Source organism: Candidatus Rokuibacteriota bacterium (genome assembly GCA_016188005.1).
Taxonomy (GTDB): domain Bacteria; phylum Methylomirabilota; class Methylomirabilia; order Rokubacteriales; family CSP1-6; genus UBA12499.
The window spans coordinates 1-15,127 of record JACPIQ010000108.1; the positions used below are offsets into that span (position 1 = coordinate 1).

At 69.4% G+C, this 15,127-nt stretch carries 16 protein-coding genes; 3 read left to right on the top strand and 13 right to left on the bottom strand.

Translation table 11 applies throughout. The annotated features are described in order from the left end of the window. The coding region (locus HYV93_21085) for an ABC transporter substrate-binding protein (protein MBI2528464.1) at positions 1 to 770 on the top strand (770 nt) is incomplete at its 5' end. Positions 771 to 835: 65 nt separating this feature from the next. Here the strand turns inward: HYV93_21085 and HYV93_21090 are convergent. Genes HYV93_21090 through HYV93_21115 form a run of 6 tightly spaced genes read right to left on the bottom strand, consistent with a single transcriptional unit; the run spans position 836 to position 7,322 of the window. Then, positions 836 to 1,975, bottom strand: coding sequence for a CoA transferase (locus HYV93_21090; protein MBI2528465.1), 1,140 nt, complete (start codon positions 1,973 to 1,975; stop codon positions 836 to 838). After that, positions 1,975 to 2,850 (bottom strand): MBL fold metallo-hydrolase, encoded by an 876-nt coding sequence (locus HYV93_21095; GenBank protein ID MBI2528466.1) that lies wholly within the window; start codon positions 2,848 to 2,850, stop codon positions 1,975 to 1,977. The genes HYV93_21090 and HYV93_21095 overlap by 1 nt, the downstream gene beginning before the upstream one ends. A 19-nt stretch (positions 2,851 to 2,869) precedes the next feature. Beyond that, on the bottom strand, positions 2,870 to 3,955 hold the full coding sequence (locus HYV93_21100) for an acyl-CoA/acyl-ACP dehydrogenase (GenBank protein ID MBI2528467.1): 1,086 nt from the start codon (positions 3,953 to 3,955) through the stop codon (positions 2,870 to 2,872). Between the two features lie 5 nt (positions 3,956 to 3,960). Beyond that, a complete protein-coding gene (locus HYV93_21105) occupies positions 3,961 to 5,118 on the bottom strand; it encodes an acyl-CoA dehydrogenase family protein (GenBank protein MBI2528468.1) in 1,158 nt (385 codons plus the stop codon). After that, positions 5,115 to 6,278 carry an acyl-CoA dehydrogenase family protein gene (locus tag HYV93_21110; protein MBI2528469.1) on the bottom strand — a complete coding sequence of 388 codons (1,164 nt, stop codon included), beginning with the start codon at positions 6,276 to 6,278 and terminating at the stop codon, positions 5,115 to 5,117. Before HYV93_21110 ends, HYV93_21105 begins: the two co-directional genes overlap by 4 nt. Before the next feature lie 12 nt (positions 6,279 to 6,290). Beyond that, entirely contained in the window at positions 6,291 to 7,322 is a 1,032-nt protein-coding gene (locus tag HYV93_21115; protein ID MBI2528470.1) for a 2-dehydropantoate 2-reductase, read from the bottom strand. 317 nt (positions 7,323 to 7,639) lie between these two features. On the opposite strand from HYV93_21115, the gene HYV93_21120 reads away from it, so the two are divergent. Next, on the top strand, positions 7,640 to 8,650 hold the full coding sequence (locus HYV93_21120; GenBank protein ID MBI2528471.1) for an LLM class F420-dependent oxidoreductase: 1,011 nt from the start codon (positions 7,640 to 7,642) through the stop codon (positions 8,648 to 8,650). A 27-nt stretch (positions 8,651 to 8,677) separates the two neighbouring features. On the opposite strand, the gene HYV93_21125 is transcribed toward HYV93_21120, so the two are convergent. The 7 genes from HYV93_21125 to HYV93_21155 form a co-directional block, all read right to left on the bottom strand. Continuing rightward, positions 8,678 to 9,118 (bottom strand): type II toxin-antitoxin system VapC family toxin, encoded by a 441-nt coding sequence (locus HYV93_21125; GenBank protein ID MBI2528472.1) that lies wholly within the window; start codon positions 9,116 to 9,118, stop codon positions 8,678 to 8,680. Further along, positions 9,115 to 9,384 carry a type II toxin-antitoxin system prevent-host-death family antitoxin gene (locus tag HYV93_21130; protein MBI2528473.1) on the bottom strand — a complete coding sequence of 90 codons (270 nt, stop codon included), beginning with the start codon at positions 9,382 to 9,384 and terminating at the stop codon, positions 9,115 to 9,117. The genes HYV93_21125 and HYV93_21130 overlap by 4 nt, the downstream gene beginning before the upstream one ends. Positions 9,385 to 9,572: 188 nt before the next feature. Continuing rightward, the gene (locus HYV93_21135) at positions 9,573 to 10,187 is read right to left on the bottom strand and encodes a hypothetical protein (GenBank protein MBI2528474.1); all 615 of its coding nucleotides are present in this window, start codon (positions 10,185 to 10,187) and stop codon (positions 9,573 to 9,575) included. 282 nt (positions 10,188 to 10,469) lie between these two features. Then, entirely contained in the window at positions 10,470 to 10,826 is a 357-nt protein-coding gene (locus HYV93_21140; GenBank protein ID MBI2528475.1) for a DUF2283 domain-containing protein, read from the bottom strand. Between the two features lie 259 nt (positions 10,827 to 11,085). Next, positions 11,086 to 11,520, bottom strand: a complete 435-nt coding sequence (locus HYV93_21145; protein MBI2528476.1) for a DUF4279 domain-containing protein — start codon at positions 11,518 to 11,520, stop codon at positions 11,086 to 11,088. 290 nt (positions 11,521 to 11,810) lie between these two features. Further along, complete coding sequence (locus HYV93_21150; protein ID MBI2528477.1) at positions 11,811 to 12,245, bottom strand: DUF4279 domain-containing protein; 435 nt, start codon at positions 12,243 to 12,245, stop codon at positions 11,811 to 11,813. A 13-nt stretch (positions 12,246 to 12,258) separates the two neighbouring features. Further along, positions 12,259 to 13,866, bottom strand: a complete 1,608-nt coding sequence (locus tag HYV93_21155; GenBank protein ID MBI2528478.1) for a hypothetical protein — start codon at positions 13,864 to 13,866, stop codon at positions 12,259 to 12,261. 898 nt (positions 13,867 to 14,764) lie between these two features. Between HYV93_21155 and HYV93_21160 the strand changes: the two genes are divergently transcribed. Further along, a partial coding sequence (locus HYV93_21160; protein ID MBI2528479.1) for a hypothetical protein occupies positions 14,765 to 15,127 on the top strand: 363 nt, incomplete at its 3' end.

Genomic DNA, 15,127 nt, shown 5'->3' on the forward strand with positions numbered 1-15,127 from the left:
CCGGCATGCAGTGGTTCAGCGCCGTGCCCTTCGGCCTGAACGCCCAGGGGTCGTACGCCTGGTACCACGCCGGCGGCGGCGCCGCCATCATGGAGGAGATGTACAAGGCCTTCGACCTGGTCCCGCGGCTCGCGGGCTCGACGGGGGTCCAGATGGGCGGATGGTTCCGGAAGCGGATCGACAGCCTCGCGGACTACAAGGGGCTCAAGATGCGGATCCCCGGGCTCGGCGGCAAGGTGATCGCCAAGGCCGGGGCCACGGTGACGCTCATCGCGCCGGGGGACGTCTACACCTCGCTCGAGCGCGGCACCATCGATGCGACCGAGCTGGTCGCGCCGCACGACGATCTCCGCCAGGGCTATCAGCGCGTCGCCCGCTACTACTACTACCCGGCCTGGCACGAGACCGGCACCACCGTCGAGATGACCTTCCACCGGAAGGCCTACGAGGCGCTCCCGGTGGATCTCCAGCGCATCGTGGACGCCGCGGTCGGGATGACGAACACGACGATGCTGGCCGAGTACGAGATCAAGAACGCGCTGGGCTTGCAGCGGCTGCGCACGGAGTTCAGGGACAAGGTCGAGGTACTGCGCTTCCCGCCCGAGGTCATGAAGGAGCTGAAGCGACTCGCAGGCGAGGTCAACCGGGAGGAGTCCGAGCGCACCCCCATGGGGAAGAAGGTATTCGCCTCGTACACGAAGTCCCAGGCCCTGATCCAGGACTGGGGCCGGATCTCGGAGGCAGCCTACCACTCGCTCGTGGTCGGATAGCTGACGACTGCGTGACGCCGGCTCGGCGCGGCGAGCCGGGCGAATCGGGGTGGGCGGCCTGCGGGCTACGCGGGCGCGGCGCCCCGGATCTCGCCGTCGTGCTCGCCGAGGGCGGGCGGGGCGCGGCGGAGGGCCGGGCGCTCGCCGTCGAACATGATGGGCAGCCCCATCAGCTCGAGGTCCGGCACGCCGGGCACGGGCTGGACCATGCCGGTGGCGCGGGTCTGCTCATGGGCCAGCACCTCGGGCAAGGTGTGGATGGGGGCGCAGGGGATGCCGGCCTCCTCGAGGCGGTCGATCCACTCGCCCTTGCTGCGCGTGAGCAGGATCGTCTCGATCTCGCGGAGCAGCAGGTCCCTGTGGGCGAAGCGGTCGGCGTTGGTCTGGAAGCGCGGGTCGTGAGCCCATTCCGGGCGGCCCAGCACCTGCGCCAGCTTGGCGAAGAGCCGGTCGTTGCCGGCGGCCACGATGAGCGGGCCGGTCCGCGTCTCGAAGCCCTGGAAGGGCACGAGGCGGTTGCTCCCCGTGCGGTGGCGCTGCGGCACCTCGCCCGAGACGCGGTAGGAGGCGAAGTGTCCCGTGAGCCAGGCCAGCCCCGTCTCGAGGAGGGAGGTGTCGACGACGCAGCCGCGCCCGGTGCGCTGGCGCTGCGCGAGCGCTGCCAGCGTGCCGATGGCGGCCCACATCCCGGTGCCGAAGTCGAGCACCGAGGTGCCCATGCGCGTGGGGGGACCGCCCTCGTCCCCGTTCATCATCATGAGGCCGGAGAAGGCCTGCACCATGGGCTCGTAGCCGGGGCGGAGCCGCATGGGCCCCGCGATGCCGAAGGCCCGGAGCGAGCAGTAGACGAGCCGCGGGTTGCGCGCCTGCAGGGCCTCGGCCCCGAGCCCGAGGGCCTCCACGACGCCGGGGCGGAGGTTCTGGATGAGGACGTCGGCGCGCGCGGCGTAGTCGACGAGCCAGGCGACCTCCTGCGGGTCCTTCAGGTCCACGGTGATCCCGCGCTTGTTGGCGTTCATGGCCAGGTAGGCGGGGGAGACGCCACGCCAGAAGGGCGGGCCCCAGCCACGGGCGTCGTCGCCCCCCTCGGGCCGCTCCACCTTCACGACCTCGGCGCCCATGTGGCCGAGGATCTCGGCGGCGAAGGGGCCGGCCAGGTTCTGGGCGATCTCGACGACGCGGATACCCTCGAGCGGCAGCGGCATCAGAACCCCTCGGCGGTGGGGGTGAAGCGGCACTCGCCCGCCTCGCTCACGATGAAACCCGGGCGCGGGAAATGCGCCGCCAGCACGAGGACGCCCGAGTCGGCGTGCTGCTCGATGAAGGCGCGGCGCGTCGCGGTGGCGCGACCGGGCTCGTAGCAGAACTTGCTGCTCCACTGGGGTTCGGCGACCTGCACGGTGCGGTGCATGAGGTCGCCCGAGAAGACGGCCGTGCCCGCGCTCGTGGTGAGACGCACCGCGACGTGGCCGGGGGTGTGGCCGGGGGCGGACTCGAAGGCGAGCCACGGGTCCACGACATGCGTGCTGTCCACGAGGACGGCTTGGCCCGCCTCCACGACGGGCGCCACGCTGTCGGCGATGCAGCCGGAGGCTTCCCGCCCACTCTGGCTCTCCCACTTCCAGAATTCCCACTCCGGCCCCACGAACACGTACCTGGCTCGCGGGAAGGTCGGCACCCAGCGGCCATCCACGAGGCGCGTGTTCCAGCCGACGTGGTCCACGTGCAGATGAGTGCAGAGGACGATGTCCACCTGGTCGGGCGTGACCCCGACGGCGCGGAGGTCGTCGAGGTAGCCGCCCTGGCGCAGGTGCCAGGCCGGCGCGGCGGCGCGAGCCTTGTCGTTGCCCACGCCGGTGTCGATGAGCACCGTGTGGCGCGGCGTGCGGACCACGTAGGTCTGGATGCGCGAGCCGAGGTCGTTCACGGCCGGGTCGAAGAAGTGCGGCCGGAGCCAGGCGTCGTGTCGCGCGATGGCCTCGGGTGTCGAGCCGGGGAGCATGTCCAGCGTCCGGTTGAAGGAGCGGTCGATCTCCACGACGCGGGCGACGCTGACCTCACCGAGCGTGATCGGGGTCATTGGGAGTTCCCCGCCGGGGCTACCGCCTCGTCAAGTAGGGCCAGAGGAGATCGGGGCCGCGGGAGGCGGCCTCGCGCCCGAGCCGCTCGGCCCAGTGGCTCTCGCCGCCGAACTCGGCGCGCCAGGACCAGAGCCGGCGCGTGACGAAGTGCAGGCTGTGCTCGTAGGTGAAGCCGATGGCCCCGTGAAGCTGATGCGCGATGCCGGCGCCGAGCCCCGCGGCCTCGCCCACGCGCGACTTGGCGACGGCGATCTCGAAGGCGGCCTCTCCTGCTTCCGCGGCCTGCTCGGCGGCGCGGAAGGCCTGGGCTGCCGCCGTGGCCGCGGCGGCGGTCTGCTCCCCCAGGATGGCGCACTGCCACTGGATGGCCTGGAAGGAGCCGATGGGCTTGCCGAACTGCTTCCGCTCGCCGGCGTACTGGACCGTCTGCGCCAGGAGGTACTCCAGGCCCCCCGCCATCTGCGCCGCGCGCGCCAGAGCGCCATAGAGCCAGAGGACGTCGCCGGGGATACGCGCGGGGGCCGGCGCGGCGGCCAGCACGGGCGCGCCGTCGAAGACGAGGGTGTCCCGCGGCTCGAGCGCGAGGTTGACGTCCGTCGTCACCTGCGCCTGCCCCGCGGCCACGAGCGCGATCATCGCCGGCTCGCCGCCGGCCCGCCCGTCGGGCGTGGTGACCACCACGAGATGGCCGGCGCCGCCGCCCCACGGCACGCGCCCCGCGCTGCCGCCGAGCCGCCAGCCGCCGCCCGCGCGCTCGAGGCGCAGGAGATCGCCGCGCCGCACCGGCGCCACGGCCAGCGGCCCGAGCGGCACCTCGAGCCCGGCCTCGGCGAGGAGCCAGCTGGCGATCATGGTCTCGGCGAGCGGGACGGGCGCGGCGAAGCGGCCGGCCGCGGTCAGGAGCACATGGGCATCGCCCCAGCTACCGCCGGCGCCGCCCCGCGCCTCGGGGACCAGCGGCAGCGTGAGCCCGCTCTCCTCGAGCGCCTGCCAGAGGGCGGCAGGCCACTGGCCCTTCTCGGCCGACTCCAGCACGTCCTTGGTGACGCGGTCCGTCAGGATGCGAGTCACTGCCTCCGCGAGGATCGTCCGCGCCTCACTCATGGCGGCTACCGGAGCCCGAGGCCGCGGGCGATGATGCCGCGCAGGATCTCGCGCGTGCCGCCGCGGAGGGAGAAGGACGGGGCCTTCTGCACGAGGTAGGCGAGCACCTGCTGGAGGTCGCTCCCTTCCGCCGTGGGCTCGCAGCCCAGGAGCGCGTGGACCACCTCGGGGATCTCCTGCTCGAAGTTGGTGCCGAGGTCCTTCACCAGCGCGGCCTCGAGGTTCGGGTTCTCCCCGCGCTCGAGCATGCCCGCGACCGCCAGCGACATCTGCCGGAGCGTGGCCAGGTGGGCCACGAGCCGGCCGAGGGTCACGGCCATCCGCTCGCCCGGATCCTTGGAGGCCTCGCGGATCAGTTCCCCCAGCAGCGCGACACAGGAGAGGTAGCGCTCGGGACCGCTGCGCTCGAAGGCCAGTTCGGCCCCCACCTGCTTCCAGCCGGCGCCCTCCTCGCCCACGCGCATGTCCTCGGGGACGAAGACGTCCTCGAAGACCACCTCGTTGAAGTGATGCGAGCCCGCCAGGTCGATGATGGGCCGGATGGTGATACCCGGCGACCGCGGGTCCACCAGGAACTGGGAGAGCCCCTCGTGCTTCTTCTCGGGCACCACGCGCGTCCGGAACAGCGCGATCATGTAGTCGGCGCGATGGGCATTGCTGGTCCAGCCCTTGGTGCCGTTGACGCGGTAGCCGCCGGTGACCCGCTCGGCGCGGGTGCGGATCGAGGCCAGGTCGGAGCCCGAGTCGGGCTCGCTCATGCCGATGGCGAAGCCGAGATCGCCGCGCGCGATGCCGGGGAGGAAGCGCTCCCGCTGGGCCTCCGTCCCGAAGCGCAGGAGCAGCGGGCCGCTCTGCCGGTCGGCGACCCAGTGGGCGCCAACCGGGGCCCCGGCTGCCAGCATCTCCTCCAGCACCACGTAGCGCTCGAGCGCGCTTCGCTCATGGCCGCCGTAGCGGCGGGGCCAGGTCATGCCGATCCAGCCGCGTGCCCCCATCTTGCGGCTGAACTCGCGGTCCACGCCGCTCCAGGAGCGCGCCCGCCTGACCGGCGGGGCGTCGCCGAGGGTGTCCCGGAGGAAGGCCCGGACCTCGGCGCGCAACGCCTCGGCGGCCGGCGGCAGCGTGCAGAGATCGAAGCGGAAGGCCGCCACGGCGGCCGTCATCGAAAGAGCGAACGGGCGATGACCATGCGGTGCACCTCCGAGGGGCCCTCGCCGATGCGGCGGACCCGGGCCTCCCTGTACCAGCGTTCCAGCGGGAACTCCTTGGACACGCCATAGCCGCCGTGGACCTGCACCGCCGCGTCCACGACGCGGGCCAGGACCTCGCTCGAGTAGAGCTTGGCGATGGAGGCCTCCACCCGCGCGTCCTCGCCACGGTCTGCCTTCCAGGCCCCCTCCCAGATGAGCCAGCGCGCCGCGCGCAGCTCCACCTCGGCATCCGCCAGCATCCACTGGACCGACTGGCGCTGGCTGAGCGGCATGCCGAAGGTCGAGCGCTGCTTGGCATGGGCGACGGCCAGGCGGTGGGCGGCCACCGCCACGCCGAGATTGCAGGCGGAGTAGGGGAAGCGGAGCCGCGTCAGGAGATCGAGGCAGAGGTCCAGGCCGTGTCCCTCCTCGCCGAGGAGGTTCTCGGCGGGGACCCGGCAGTCCTCCAGCGCCACCTCGCACGGGATGGCGACGGTGCGGATCGTGCGGATGCGCCGGGCCGTGAAGCCCGGCGTGCCCTTCTCGAGGATGAAGCAGGAGATGCCGGCGCGGCCCTTGCTGGCGTCGGTGCGGACGAAGACCACGCCCCACTCGGCCTCGTCGGCATGGGAGATGAAGATCTTGGTGCCGTTGAGTACCCAGTGGTCGCCCTTCCTGACGCCGCGGGCCTGGATGGCGCCGGCCGGGTCCGACCCGCCACTGGGCTCCGTGATGGCGAAGAAGGTGTGGTGGCCCTCGCGCAGCACGGGCGCGGCGTACTTCTCGATCTGCGCGCGGGTGCCGCCCCAGATGACCGGCGGCACGTTACGGCCGAAGACGCCGCAGCCGGGGTTGTAGAGCCCCATGCGGTGCTGCGCCATCTCTTCCAGCAGCACCGACATGCTGAAGGTGTCGAGCCCGCCGCCGCCCCACTCCTCGGGCGCCGCCAGGCACCAGAGCCCCGCCGCCTTGGTCTTGGCCGAGAGCCGCCGGTAGTCCTCCACGGGGATCTCCGGCGCGTCGGGGTCGATGCGCTGCTCGATGGGCAGGATCTCCTCGCGGATGAAGCGGCGCACCTGATCCCGGAGCGCCGCCAGCTCTGGCGGAACCGTGTACCCGGGAAAGGTGGACATGGCCGGAGCGTCCTACCTCGGCAGGAGGGCGAGCAGCGGCTCGAGGTTCTTCGGGTCGGGCCTGAGCCGGCCCACGCCGTGGCTCAGCAGGACGCGGACCACCGCGTCGTTCATCGGCGTCGCCACCCCGACTTTCCGCCCCTGCGCGGAGACGTAGCCGTTCAGATACTCGATCTCGGTGCGGCGGCCCTTCATCACGTCCTGCAGCATCGAGGGCCGCCCGCCTGCCAGGAACCTGACGCTGGCGGCCATCTCCGCCTGCACCGCGGCGAGGCCCCGGCCCTGGGCGGCCTCCACGAAGCGCTGGGCCGCGATGCCGTAGATGGGCTCGACCTCGTGGCCCGCGGCGCGCCCCACCAGGATCACCTCGGCGGCGACGTGGATGGCGATGCGCTGGGGCGTGGGCTCGGCGCGGACCTCCGCGGAGCCCCAGCCGCTGAGCCCGGCCAGCGGGTTCGCCATGCAGTTGACGGCCAGCTTCGACCAGCGCTCGCCCCAGAGGTTGGTGGTGACCTTGGCCCCCGCCACGTGGTCCATGAGCCGCGCCAGCGCCTGCGCCCGCTCGGAGTCCGTGCCGTCATGCTCGCCGATCTTGAAGCCGACGGTGCCCCGATCGGTGCGCATGGCATGGCCCGGCTCGTACATGCCGCAGCCGATGGTGATGACGCAGCCGAGACAGCGCTCCCGGCCGGCGACGGCCGCCACCCGGTCGTCGTTGATGCCGTTCTGGAAGTCCACGACGACACCGTCGGGCCGCTTCAGGTAGGCCAGCCCGAGGTGGGTCGCCCACTCCGTGTCATAGGACTTCACCGCGATGAAGACGGCGTCGAAGGGCTCGCCGACGGACTGGGCCTCGTGGATGTGCAGCGCCTTGACCGGGACCACGTGGTCGCCACAAGTGCCGCTGAGCCTGAGGCCCCGCTGCTTCATGGCCTCCACGTGCTCGGGCCACTGGTCGATGAGCGTCACGTCCTCTCCGGCCCTGGTGAGCAGTCCCCCCACGACGCTCCCCACCGCCCCCGCCCCGATGATCCCGATCCTCATGTCCAGTCGTCCCCCGTGTGCTCGTGGATGGCCGGCACCGCTCCGCCGACCCCGACACGGCCGCGATCATACCACGTCGTGGCGGGCCCACCCCGCCACGTGGCGCGGCCTGCGGCGCGGCGCGGCCCACCTGAGTCTCGCCTTGCGCTCTGGCGGGCTGGCTGCAAGACTTGGCAGGCGGGTGCGCTCCCTCCGGATGTCATGGCCAGAGTGGATGACGGGCCGAGAGCGGCCCTCGATCTGGCGTGAGAGCCACCGTCGGCGTGTGACGTCGCAGTCAAGGGCCGCCTGCGGGACGGGGGCGGCGGAGGAGATGCATGCGCGAGAAGCGATGGTCCTTGTCGGTGCCGATAGACGGGTTCACGCTGGCCGAGCACGCGGAGATCGCGCGCGAGGCGGAGCGGCTCGGGTACACGGACGCCTGGTCCTACGAGGTGGACGCGTGCGACGGCTTCTCGCCCCTGGCCGTCATCGGCCAGGCAACGGGGATGCGCGTCGGCACGGCCATCGCCAATGTCTACACGCGAGGCCCGGCGACGCTGGCGCTCACCGCCACCGGGCTGGCGGAGATCGCGCCGGGGCGTTTTTGTCTCGGCATCGGCGCCGGCTCGCAGCTCATCGTGGAGGGCTGGAACGGCGGGCGCTTCGACCGGCCGACGACGCGCGTGCGCGAGATGGTGCAGTTCCTCCGCCGGGCCCTGGCGGGCGAGCGCGTGGTGTTCACCGGAAAGACCTTCGCGGTGGACGGCTTCCGGGTGACGCGTCCGCCGGCCTCCCCCGTGCCCATCCACGTGGCGGCGCTCCGTCCCGGGATGCTGCGGCTGGCGGGCCAGGTGGCCGACGGCGCCATCCTCAACTGGCTCGCGCCGGACGACGTGCCGAAGTCGGTGGCGGTGGTGCGGGAGGCCGCCGCGGCCGCCGGGCGTGATCCAGCGTCCGTCGAGATCTCGGCCCGGGTCTTCATCAGCCTGGACGCCCCCGGGCCCGAGAGCGACCTGGCCGTGAGGCGGCACATGGCGGCCTATCTCAACGTGCCCGTCTACCAGGCCTTCCACGAGTGGCTGGGACGCGGCCCCGCGCTCGGACCCATGTGGGCGGCCTGGGCGGCGGGGGACCGCAAGGCGGCCGTGGCCGCGATCCCGCGGGAGGTGATGAGCGATCTGATCCCCCGCGGCAGCGTGGGGGAGATCCGCGCCCGCGTCCTCCGCTACTTCGAGGCCGGGCTCGACACGGCCTTCCTCTCCCTGATGACGACCGAGCCGGACCCGGCGCGGAAGCGGGCCATCCTGGTGAACGCCGTCCGCGCGCTGGGGCCGCGCGCCCGCTGACCGGCGGGGCGAGGCGACGAGCCGGCCTCAGTCACGGCCGAGAGGTCGGAGCAGCGCGAGGCCCTCTCGCCGTGCCGCCCTGTCCAGGTTCCTGTCCCAGGACGCGAACAGGGACGGCTCACCCAGGCGGCCATGCGCGACCGCGGCAGAGGCCAGATGAACGGCGTCATAGGCCTTGAGTCGATGCGTCTCGGAGAGGCGCGCCCCCTTCCGGATGACGGCATCAGTCACTTCGACAGCCAGGTACCCGGCCCAGTCGGTGTCGAGATCCCGCGTGATCCGTCGGTGGTCTCCCGGCGACCACCCACCCTCCCGACGTCGTCGCGCGAAGGCGGCCCGAGCCTCGACATAGGCGAGGACCGACGTGGTAACCAGGTCGGCCTGGCCCACCGCGTTCCGGACGACCCGGGCATCCGCCTCGTCGACGTACAGCTTGACCAGAGCGCTCGTGTCCAGGTACAGCCTCACCGGCGGTCCTCGAGCACCGCCCGGGCGACCGAGGGTCCCGTGAGCCGGGCCGGTCGCCTGGCCCCCTTCGGCTTTCCGCCCCCCCAGCGGGCCTCGCCCTTGCTGAGCATGGCCTGGATGCGTCGGTCCTCGCGAGCCTTCGCGGGGGGCGACATGATGGCCACTGGCGTGCCCCGCTCGGGCACCACCACGCGCTCCCCGGCCCGTACTCTCCTGACGTACTGGCTGAGCCGGTTCTTCAGTTCCCTGATCCCGACGGCAACCATCACGGCCTCCTGTGTGGCCACAGTGTTGTCCCTTGTGGCCACACTGTCAAGGCCGGCAGGGTTGGTCAAGCGCAAGGTCAAGCCCCGCCGCGAGGGTACAAAAGAGTTCGGACCCCTGACGCGAAGGCAAGCGGTGGCCCAGTTCCGCGCCTCGCTGCCCACGGTCATCATCCAGAGGCGGTCACCCCTCAGAGGGAGGAAGAAGCCTGATTCGCCAGAAGCATCACCTGAGGCAGCATCGGCTCGATCACCTGATAGACGAAGAACGCACCCTCCTCATGACCGGGCTGCTCCAGGTAGGCAGTCAAGAAATCGGCCGCCATGGCAGCCGATGGAAGGAGGCCCGACGTGTTGAGTGCCCGTCGATACTCTGGAAGTGCCCGCCCCACGGGCCCATCGCCCGCGAGCTCCTGAAAGACGAGGGAATAGAAGCCCAGTCCGAGGGCAGCCACGTCGAACCCCAGGGTCTCCCAGTTTGACGGGATTGGCGGTCGCCCTGCCAAGCGCTCGTGGACCTTGAGGATCCGCTGCGCTTCCTCGGGATCCGCCGCGCCGCCGAACACGTCGGCTGGGGCCCGAGTCGAAAGGTACGTGATCACGCGATCTTCTAGCGCACACCCGATGAGTTCGTACGATTGGTTGTGGCACCGCAACTTCCGGTAGATACGCTGGGCCGCCTCGATGTCGGGAATGAACTCGAGAACGTCCTGAGCCCGCCGTAGCTCCTCCGACACATCCAGGAACCATCCACGTGGCGCTTGATTGTCAGGTGCCAGCTGCCAAGAGAGGTTGTCACGGTCCACGCCTCGATAACGGCGGTCTTCCGCACTTCTCGCGAGAACGTCGATCCACCTGACAAGCAGGCAGCCCGCGAACACGAAGGACTGGCCCGCGGTCCTAGTTCGGGACGAATCCATGATCAACTCTTGATGTGTTGGCTCCACTCGGCGAGCCAGTGCCGCCCGCGGCGCCAGCCGGGCTAGGGCGGTGCCCGGGCCGCCCCAGGAACGCTGCCCATAAACCATCAATGGAAGGAAGCTCCGGAACGGTCGAAGCCGGTGCGGTGCCTGGCGCCGTCGTACTTGTCAGAGCAACTCAGTCTCGATTCTGAGAATGTGTCCATCGCCATCGAGAACGATGACGCCGTCGGTTGGTCTTGAATCGCTCTTTGAGGAGTTCCACAACGCAAAGTAGAAGGCGTCATTAACGCGATCACACGTGAAGCTCATCGCGGGGGCTCCCCTTAGATCCGCCTCGAGTCGCTCGATGACCCTCTCGCCAGCCTGCCGCTTCAGGTCAAGGATCTCAATGCCGACGACGTGTCCTTGAAGATCAAGATCGACAACGAAACCCACCTCTACTTCTCGTTCTGCACCCTGAGAAGGCCGAAGCTCGACGATATACCTCGTGTATGCTCTTGGATACAGCAAGGCAGTCCTCATCGTGGTATCTGTCCGGCTCGAGGTCGCCCGAGGTGCACACTCAGCAGCTGCCCAATGCCTCTCTCGGCCCAGCCCTCTGACTGCAGTGGGGTGAATACGGCCGGCCCTTGGGAGTCTTGCCGTGATCCGCCGATGCCGTCTTGACACCTCCCGTCGGAGGCGGAGGTAACCGCCGCCCGGTGCGAGGGGTCCGCGTAAGTATAGCCGATCCCGAGGTGAGCCAGCGCGGGGGAGCGTGTTACACAAACCCGATCGAGCCCTACTGGACGGTCAGGTCGGCCGAGGCAGGCGGGTAGAGATGAAGTTCAAGATCTACCGGAATGGCGGCCAGTCTCTTCATGACGGTCGCTTCGAGGAAGAACGATCCCTGTCCATTGTCCGCCGCAAACGCACACACCAGCGCGAACTGGCAGCGCCGCGCCAGTTCTCCCATGACGCTGCGATTCTGCTCACAGAACTCGAGCAGCTTCATGACCTTCGCCTCCAGCGCCTCCCATTCCGGAAGACCGCTATCCAGGATCCATGCGGAGTCCCGCCTCAACGGCCCACCGGGGTTACGAGAATCGATGGGTGTGCCCTGCTCAAAGACGCCCGTTGGTTCGGTGTTCAAGATTCTGGTGAAGTCCGCGGTTCCCATGGTGGTGCTCATGATGTGAAGTGACGCGAGACTCCACTTGTCGTCGCTGCTATCCAAGACTCCAGCCTCCTTCTGAGTTGGCCGGAAGGCCCTGTGCCAAGTCTCCCACGTCACTCACCGGCCGACGACGTCGCTAACGTTGCAGACGGAACCGCCCAGACGCCCCTTCCGGTGAACTTCCCCTGACCGCAAGTCCGCCAGAGCGGACCGCAGGCGCCCCGCGGTTCGGACGCAGCGGAGCCAGCCGGATGGGCTGCGGCCACCGAGTAGCTGCAGCACTCAGCCCTGATACTGGCAGTGCCGTGGCAGCGCTCGTACACTCCGTTGAGTTGCTGCGTGACGAACGTTCACTCTCCTGCCGCCGGCGGGTATAGGTCAAGCACAAGGTCAAGCGGAATCGCGGCCAAGCGCCTCATGATCTCCGCTTCGAGGATGAACCCTGCCTGGCCGCTAGCCGCCGCGAGGGCACACGAGAGTTCGAAGTGACAGCGTGGAGCAAGTTCCCGCAGCTGGCTGATTCTCTCCTCGCAAAGCTCGAGTAGCCGCAGCACGTGTGCCTCTAGTGGCTGGGTGTCCGCGAGGGGGCTATCGAGGATCCACAGGCCTTCCGTTCTGATGGCTCCGTCGGGCCTTTTCGGGTTCACAAGCGTGCCTTGTTCGAAGCTCTTGCTGGGCTGCATCGAAAGAGCAGCGGTGATCGTCGCGGTGTGGACAATCGGACTTGTGATCCGAAGGCAAGCGGTGGCCCATTTCCGCTCCTCGCTGCCAGGGTCATCACTCATGTCATGGCTCCGTTCAACGGATTGCGTCGAGAACGTTGCCGATGGAATCGCCGAGGCGCCCGCTAGGCCCGATAGGATAGACCTCCCCGGTTCGTAGGTCTACCTTGACGTCAGGGTTGCTCGACTTCGCGTGCCCAGGGAGGTCGTTCTTTAGTTTATGGATGGCCCTGTTGACCTGCTTTTCAGTAAGGCCGAACTTTTCGGCAACCCTTTTCGGGTTGTTGGTGACATTCTTGCTCGTGGGGTCGGGGTCGTTTGGGTCTGGAGAGGGTGGCGATGCCGGTGTGGAATCCTGGCCCTTCTGCCCCTGCTGCCCTGCAGCGCTATCTCCCTTGTTTGAGGAGAGGGAGTCCGAAGAACTCGAGGGCGCGCTGCCCGGCTGCTGGCCGGTGTTGGAGGTTGCGGAGCCCAAGAGGCCGCCAAGAGCGGCACCAAGCGCAGCGCCGGCGGCGCGCACCGCAGGCCCCACGTAGGGCGCGGCCACGCGAACCGCTGGGCCAACAACGCCCGCCATGGCGAGCCTGGTTCCGGCGCCAGGATCCTCTCCACTCGGCGAGCCAGTGCCGCCGCCAATTGAGCCACCCATGCCAGTGTCCGGCGCGGAAGTAGAGGTGCCCGGTCCCATGGAAGTGGCCGGCCCAACGGAGGTGTCAGGCCCAATGGAAGTCGGTCCGGGGTCTGACGGCGAGAAGGAAATGCTGATGCTGATGGTCGCTGTGCTGGTGGCTGGAGCGGACGACGAAGTGCCGGAAGAGTCGTCCGAGTCCGAGGACTCACCGCAGCACCCATCATCGCCTCCTGAGTCTTCGTAGCCGCTCGGGTCGATGCGGTTGACGGGGTTGTTCCGGACATAGGCGTAGCGGTTGAAGGATTGAGGATCCCAGGGCCGGGGGACATGGGGATCGGGGATCGTGAAGCGCGCGAGGGTCGGATCGTAGTAGCGGCCGCCGAAGTAGAGCAGGCCGGTCTCCGGGTCGAAGTCCTCGCCGGTGAAGCGGTGGGTGAGGTCGGCGGAGCCCTCCTGGCGGGTGACCTTGCCCCAGGGGTCGTACTCGACGAGCTGGACCCTCTCGCCGCTCTGGTTGGTGATGACGTTGACGCCCCCGAGGGGGTCGCTGTGGTAGAAGAGCTTCTGGCCGTCGGAGCGCTTGACCGCGACCCTGTCGTCGCCCGCCAGGATGTGCTTGGTGATGAAGCCGGTGTGATCGACCTCGTAGCCCGCGAACGGGTAGCGCATGACGCCGGACTCGGTGGTCTTCCGGACGCGGGTTCCGGTGTGGTCGTAGGCGAAGGTGGAGGTGCCGCCGGCCTGCATCGTCACCGATGCGAGGCGGTTGTCGGGGTCCCACGACAGCGTCCGTCCGGCGCCGCTCAGCATGTTGCCGTTCGCATCGTACGTGTATGCCCTCCCATCGGAGGTGAAGGTGACCGCCGCCCGGTGCGAGGGGTCTGCGTAAGTGTAGCCGATCCCGGCCTTCTGGAGAATGTTGCCGATGGCGTCGTAGAGGTACGTCTCGGAGGTCTGGGTGGGGATTCCCCCGGCCGGCGCGCCGAAGGGGCCGCTGGCCGAGATGAGCCGGTTGAGCGCGTCGTAGGAGAACGTGCGGCTCCCCGTCCACACGGGGTCGGTGATCTGGGTGATGTTGCCCGCCGGGTCGTGGGTGAAGGCGAGGTTCTGGTGGCTCGCGCCGGGTGCGGAGGTGGCGAGCGTATCGAGCCAGAAGCGGCTGAGCTGTAGCTCCGCGTGGACGTCACCCCGTTGGCGAACTGGAGCTGGGTCTGCTGGCCCCGGGCGTTGTAGGTGATGCCTGGGAGGTAGCCGGGAATGGCGCTGAGCCAGCCCGCGTCGTTGAACGTGTAGGTGACCGTCTCCCCGTCCGGGAAGGTCTTGCTGGTGACCCGGCCGAGGGCGTCATAGACGAGCCCGAGGGTATAGGTCGAGCCGTCCAGGAGCCGGCTGACCTGGGTGACGCGGGCGATCGGGTCGTACGTGAAGGAACTGCTGGTCGCGAGATCCGCCACCCTGGTGGTCCGCCCCTTCGAGTACGGGACGGCCGGATCGTCGTATGTCCAGAGGATCTCGGCGCCCCCCGGGTAGTGCTTGGTGAGGACCCGTCGGGGCGAGCGTCACCGCTCGCTCGTACAGGGGTTCGGCATCCCATTCGCGGTGGACCTCGTCGAAGTAGAGGTAGGACAGCGCGAGCAACGCTGGCACGCCATCAGGCCGTTCTCGGAGGAGTTGCGCATAGAGACAGACGGCTCGCTCGTAGTGGTGTCGACACGCCGCTTCCTTGGCCCTCGCCCGGAGTTGCTCGACCGAGCTCATGCGCGTCATGGAGAGAACATCGTCCCGAGGCTGAAGACGTTGTCGTTCGAGATGAATCCCCGGATGGAGACCCGCACGGCCTGGCCGCCGGGGATTTCGACCTGGCCCTGCGGGGGCTGCTGGGCGAGGGGGTGCCGCCGTCCGCAGCGTCCATTGCACGGCTGAAGGCGGGGTGGCAGGCGGAGTACGAGACGTGGAAACGGCGCCGCTGGACGACCTCGAGCCCGTGTACGTGTGGGCAGACGGCGTCTCCGTCAAGGCCGGCCTGGAGAAGGAGAAGGCCGCGATCCTCGTGCAGATCGCGGCCCTGCGAGATGGGCCGGCCGAGTGGGTTCACCCTTTGGTTCCGCTGTGCACCGACGAGCACAAGCGCTTCCTCGAGACGGCCCCCTGGCTGATCGTCATCTTCGCGCAGAGCTACGCGCTCTTGGCGGACGGCCGCAAGGTCAAGAGCTATGACGTGCAGGAGGCCTTCGGTATCGCCACGGGCCTGCTCGTCACCGCGCTCCACCGTACCGGGTTCGCCACGCTCAGCCACGCGCCGAATCCCATGGCC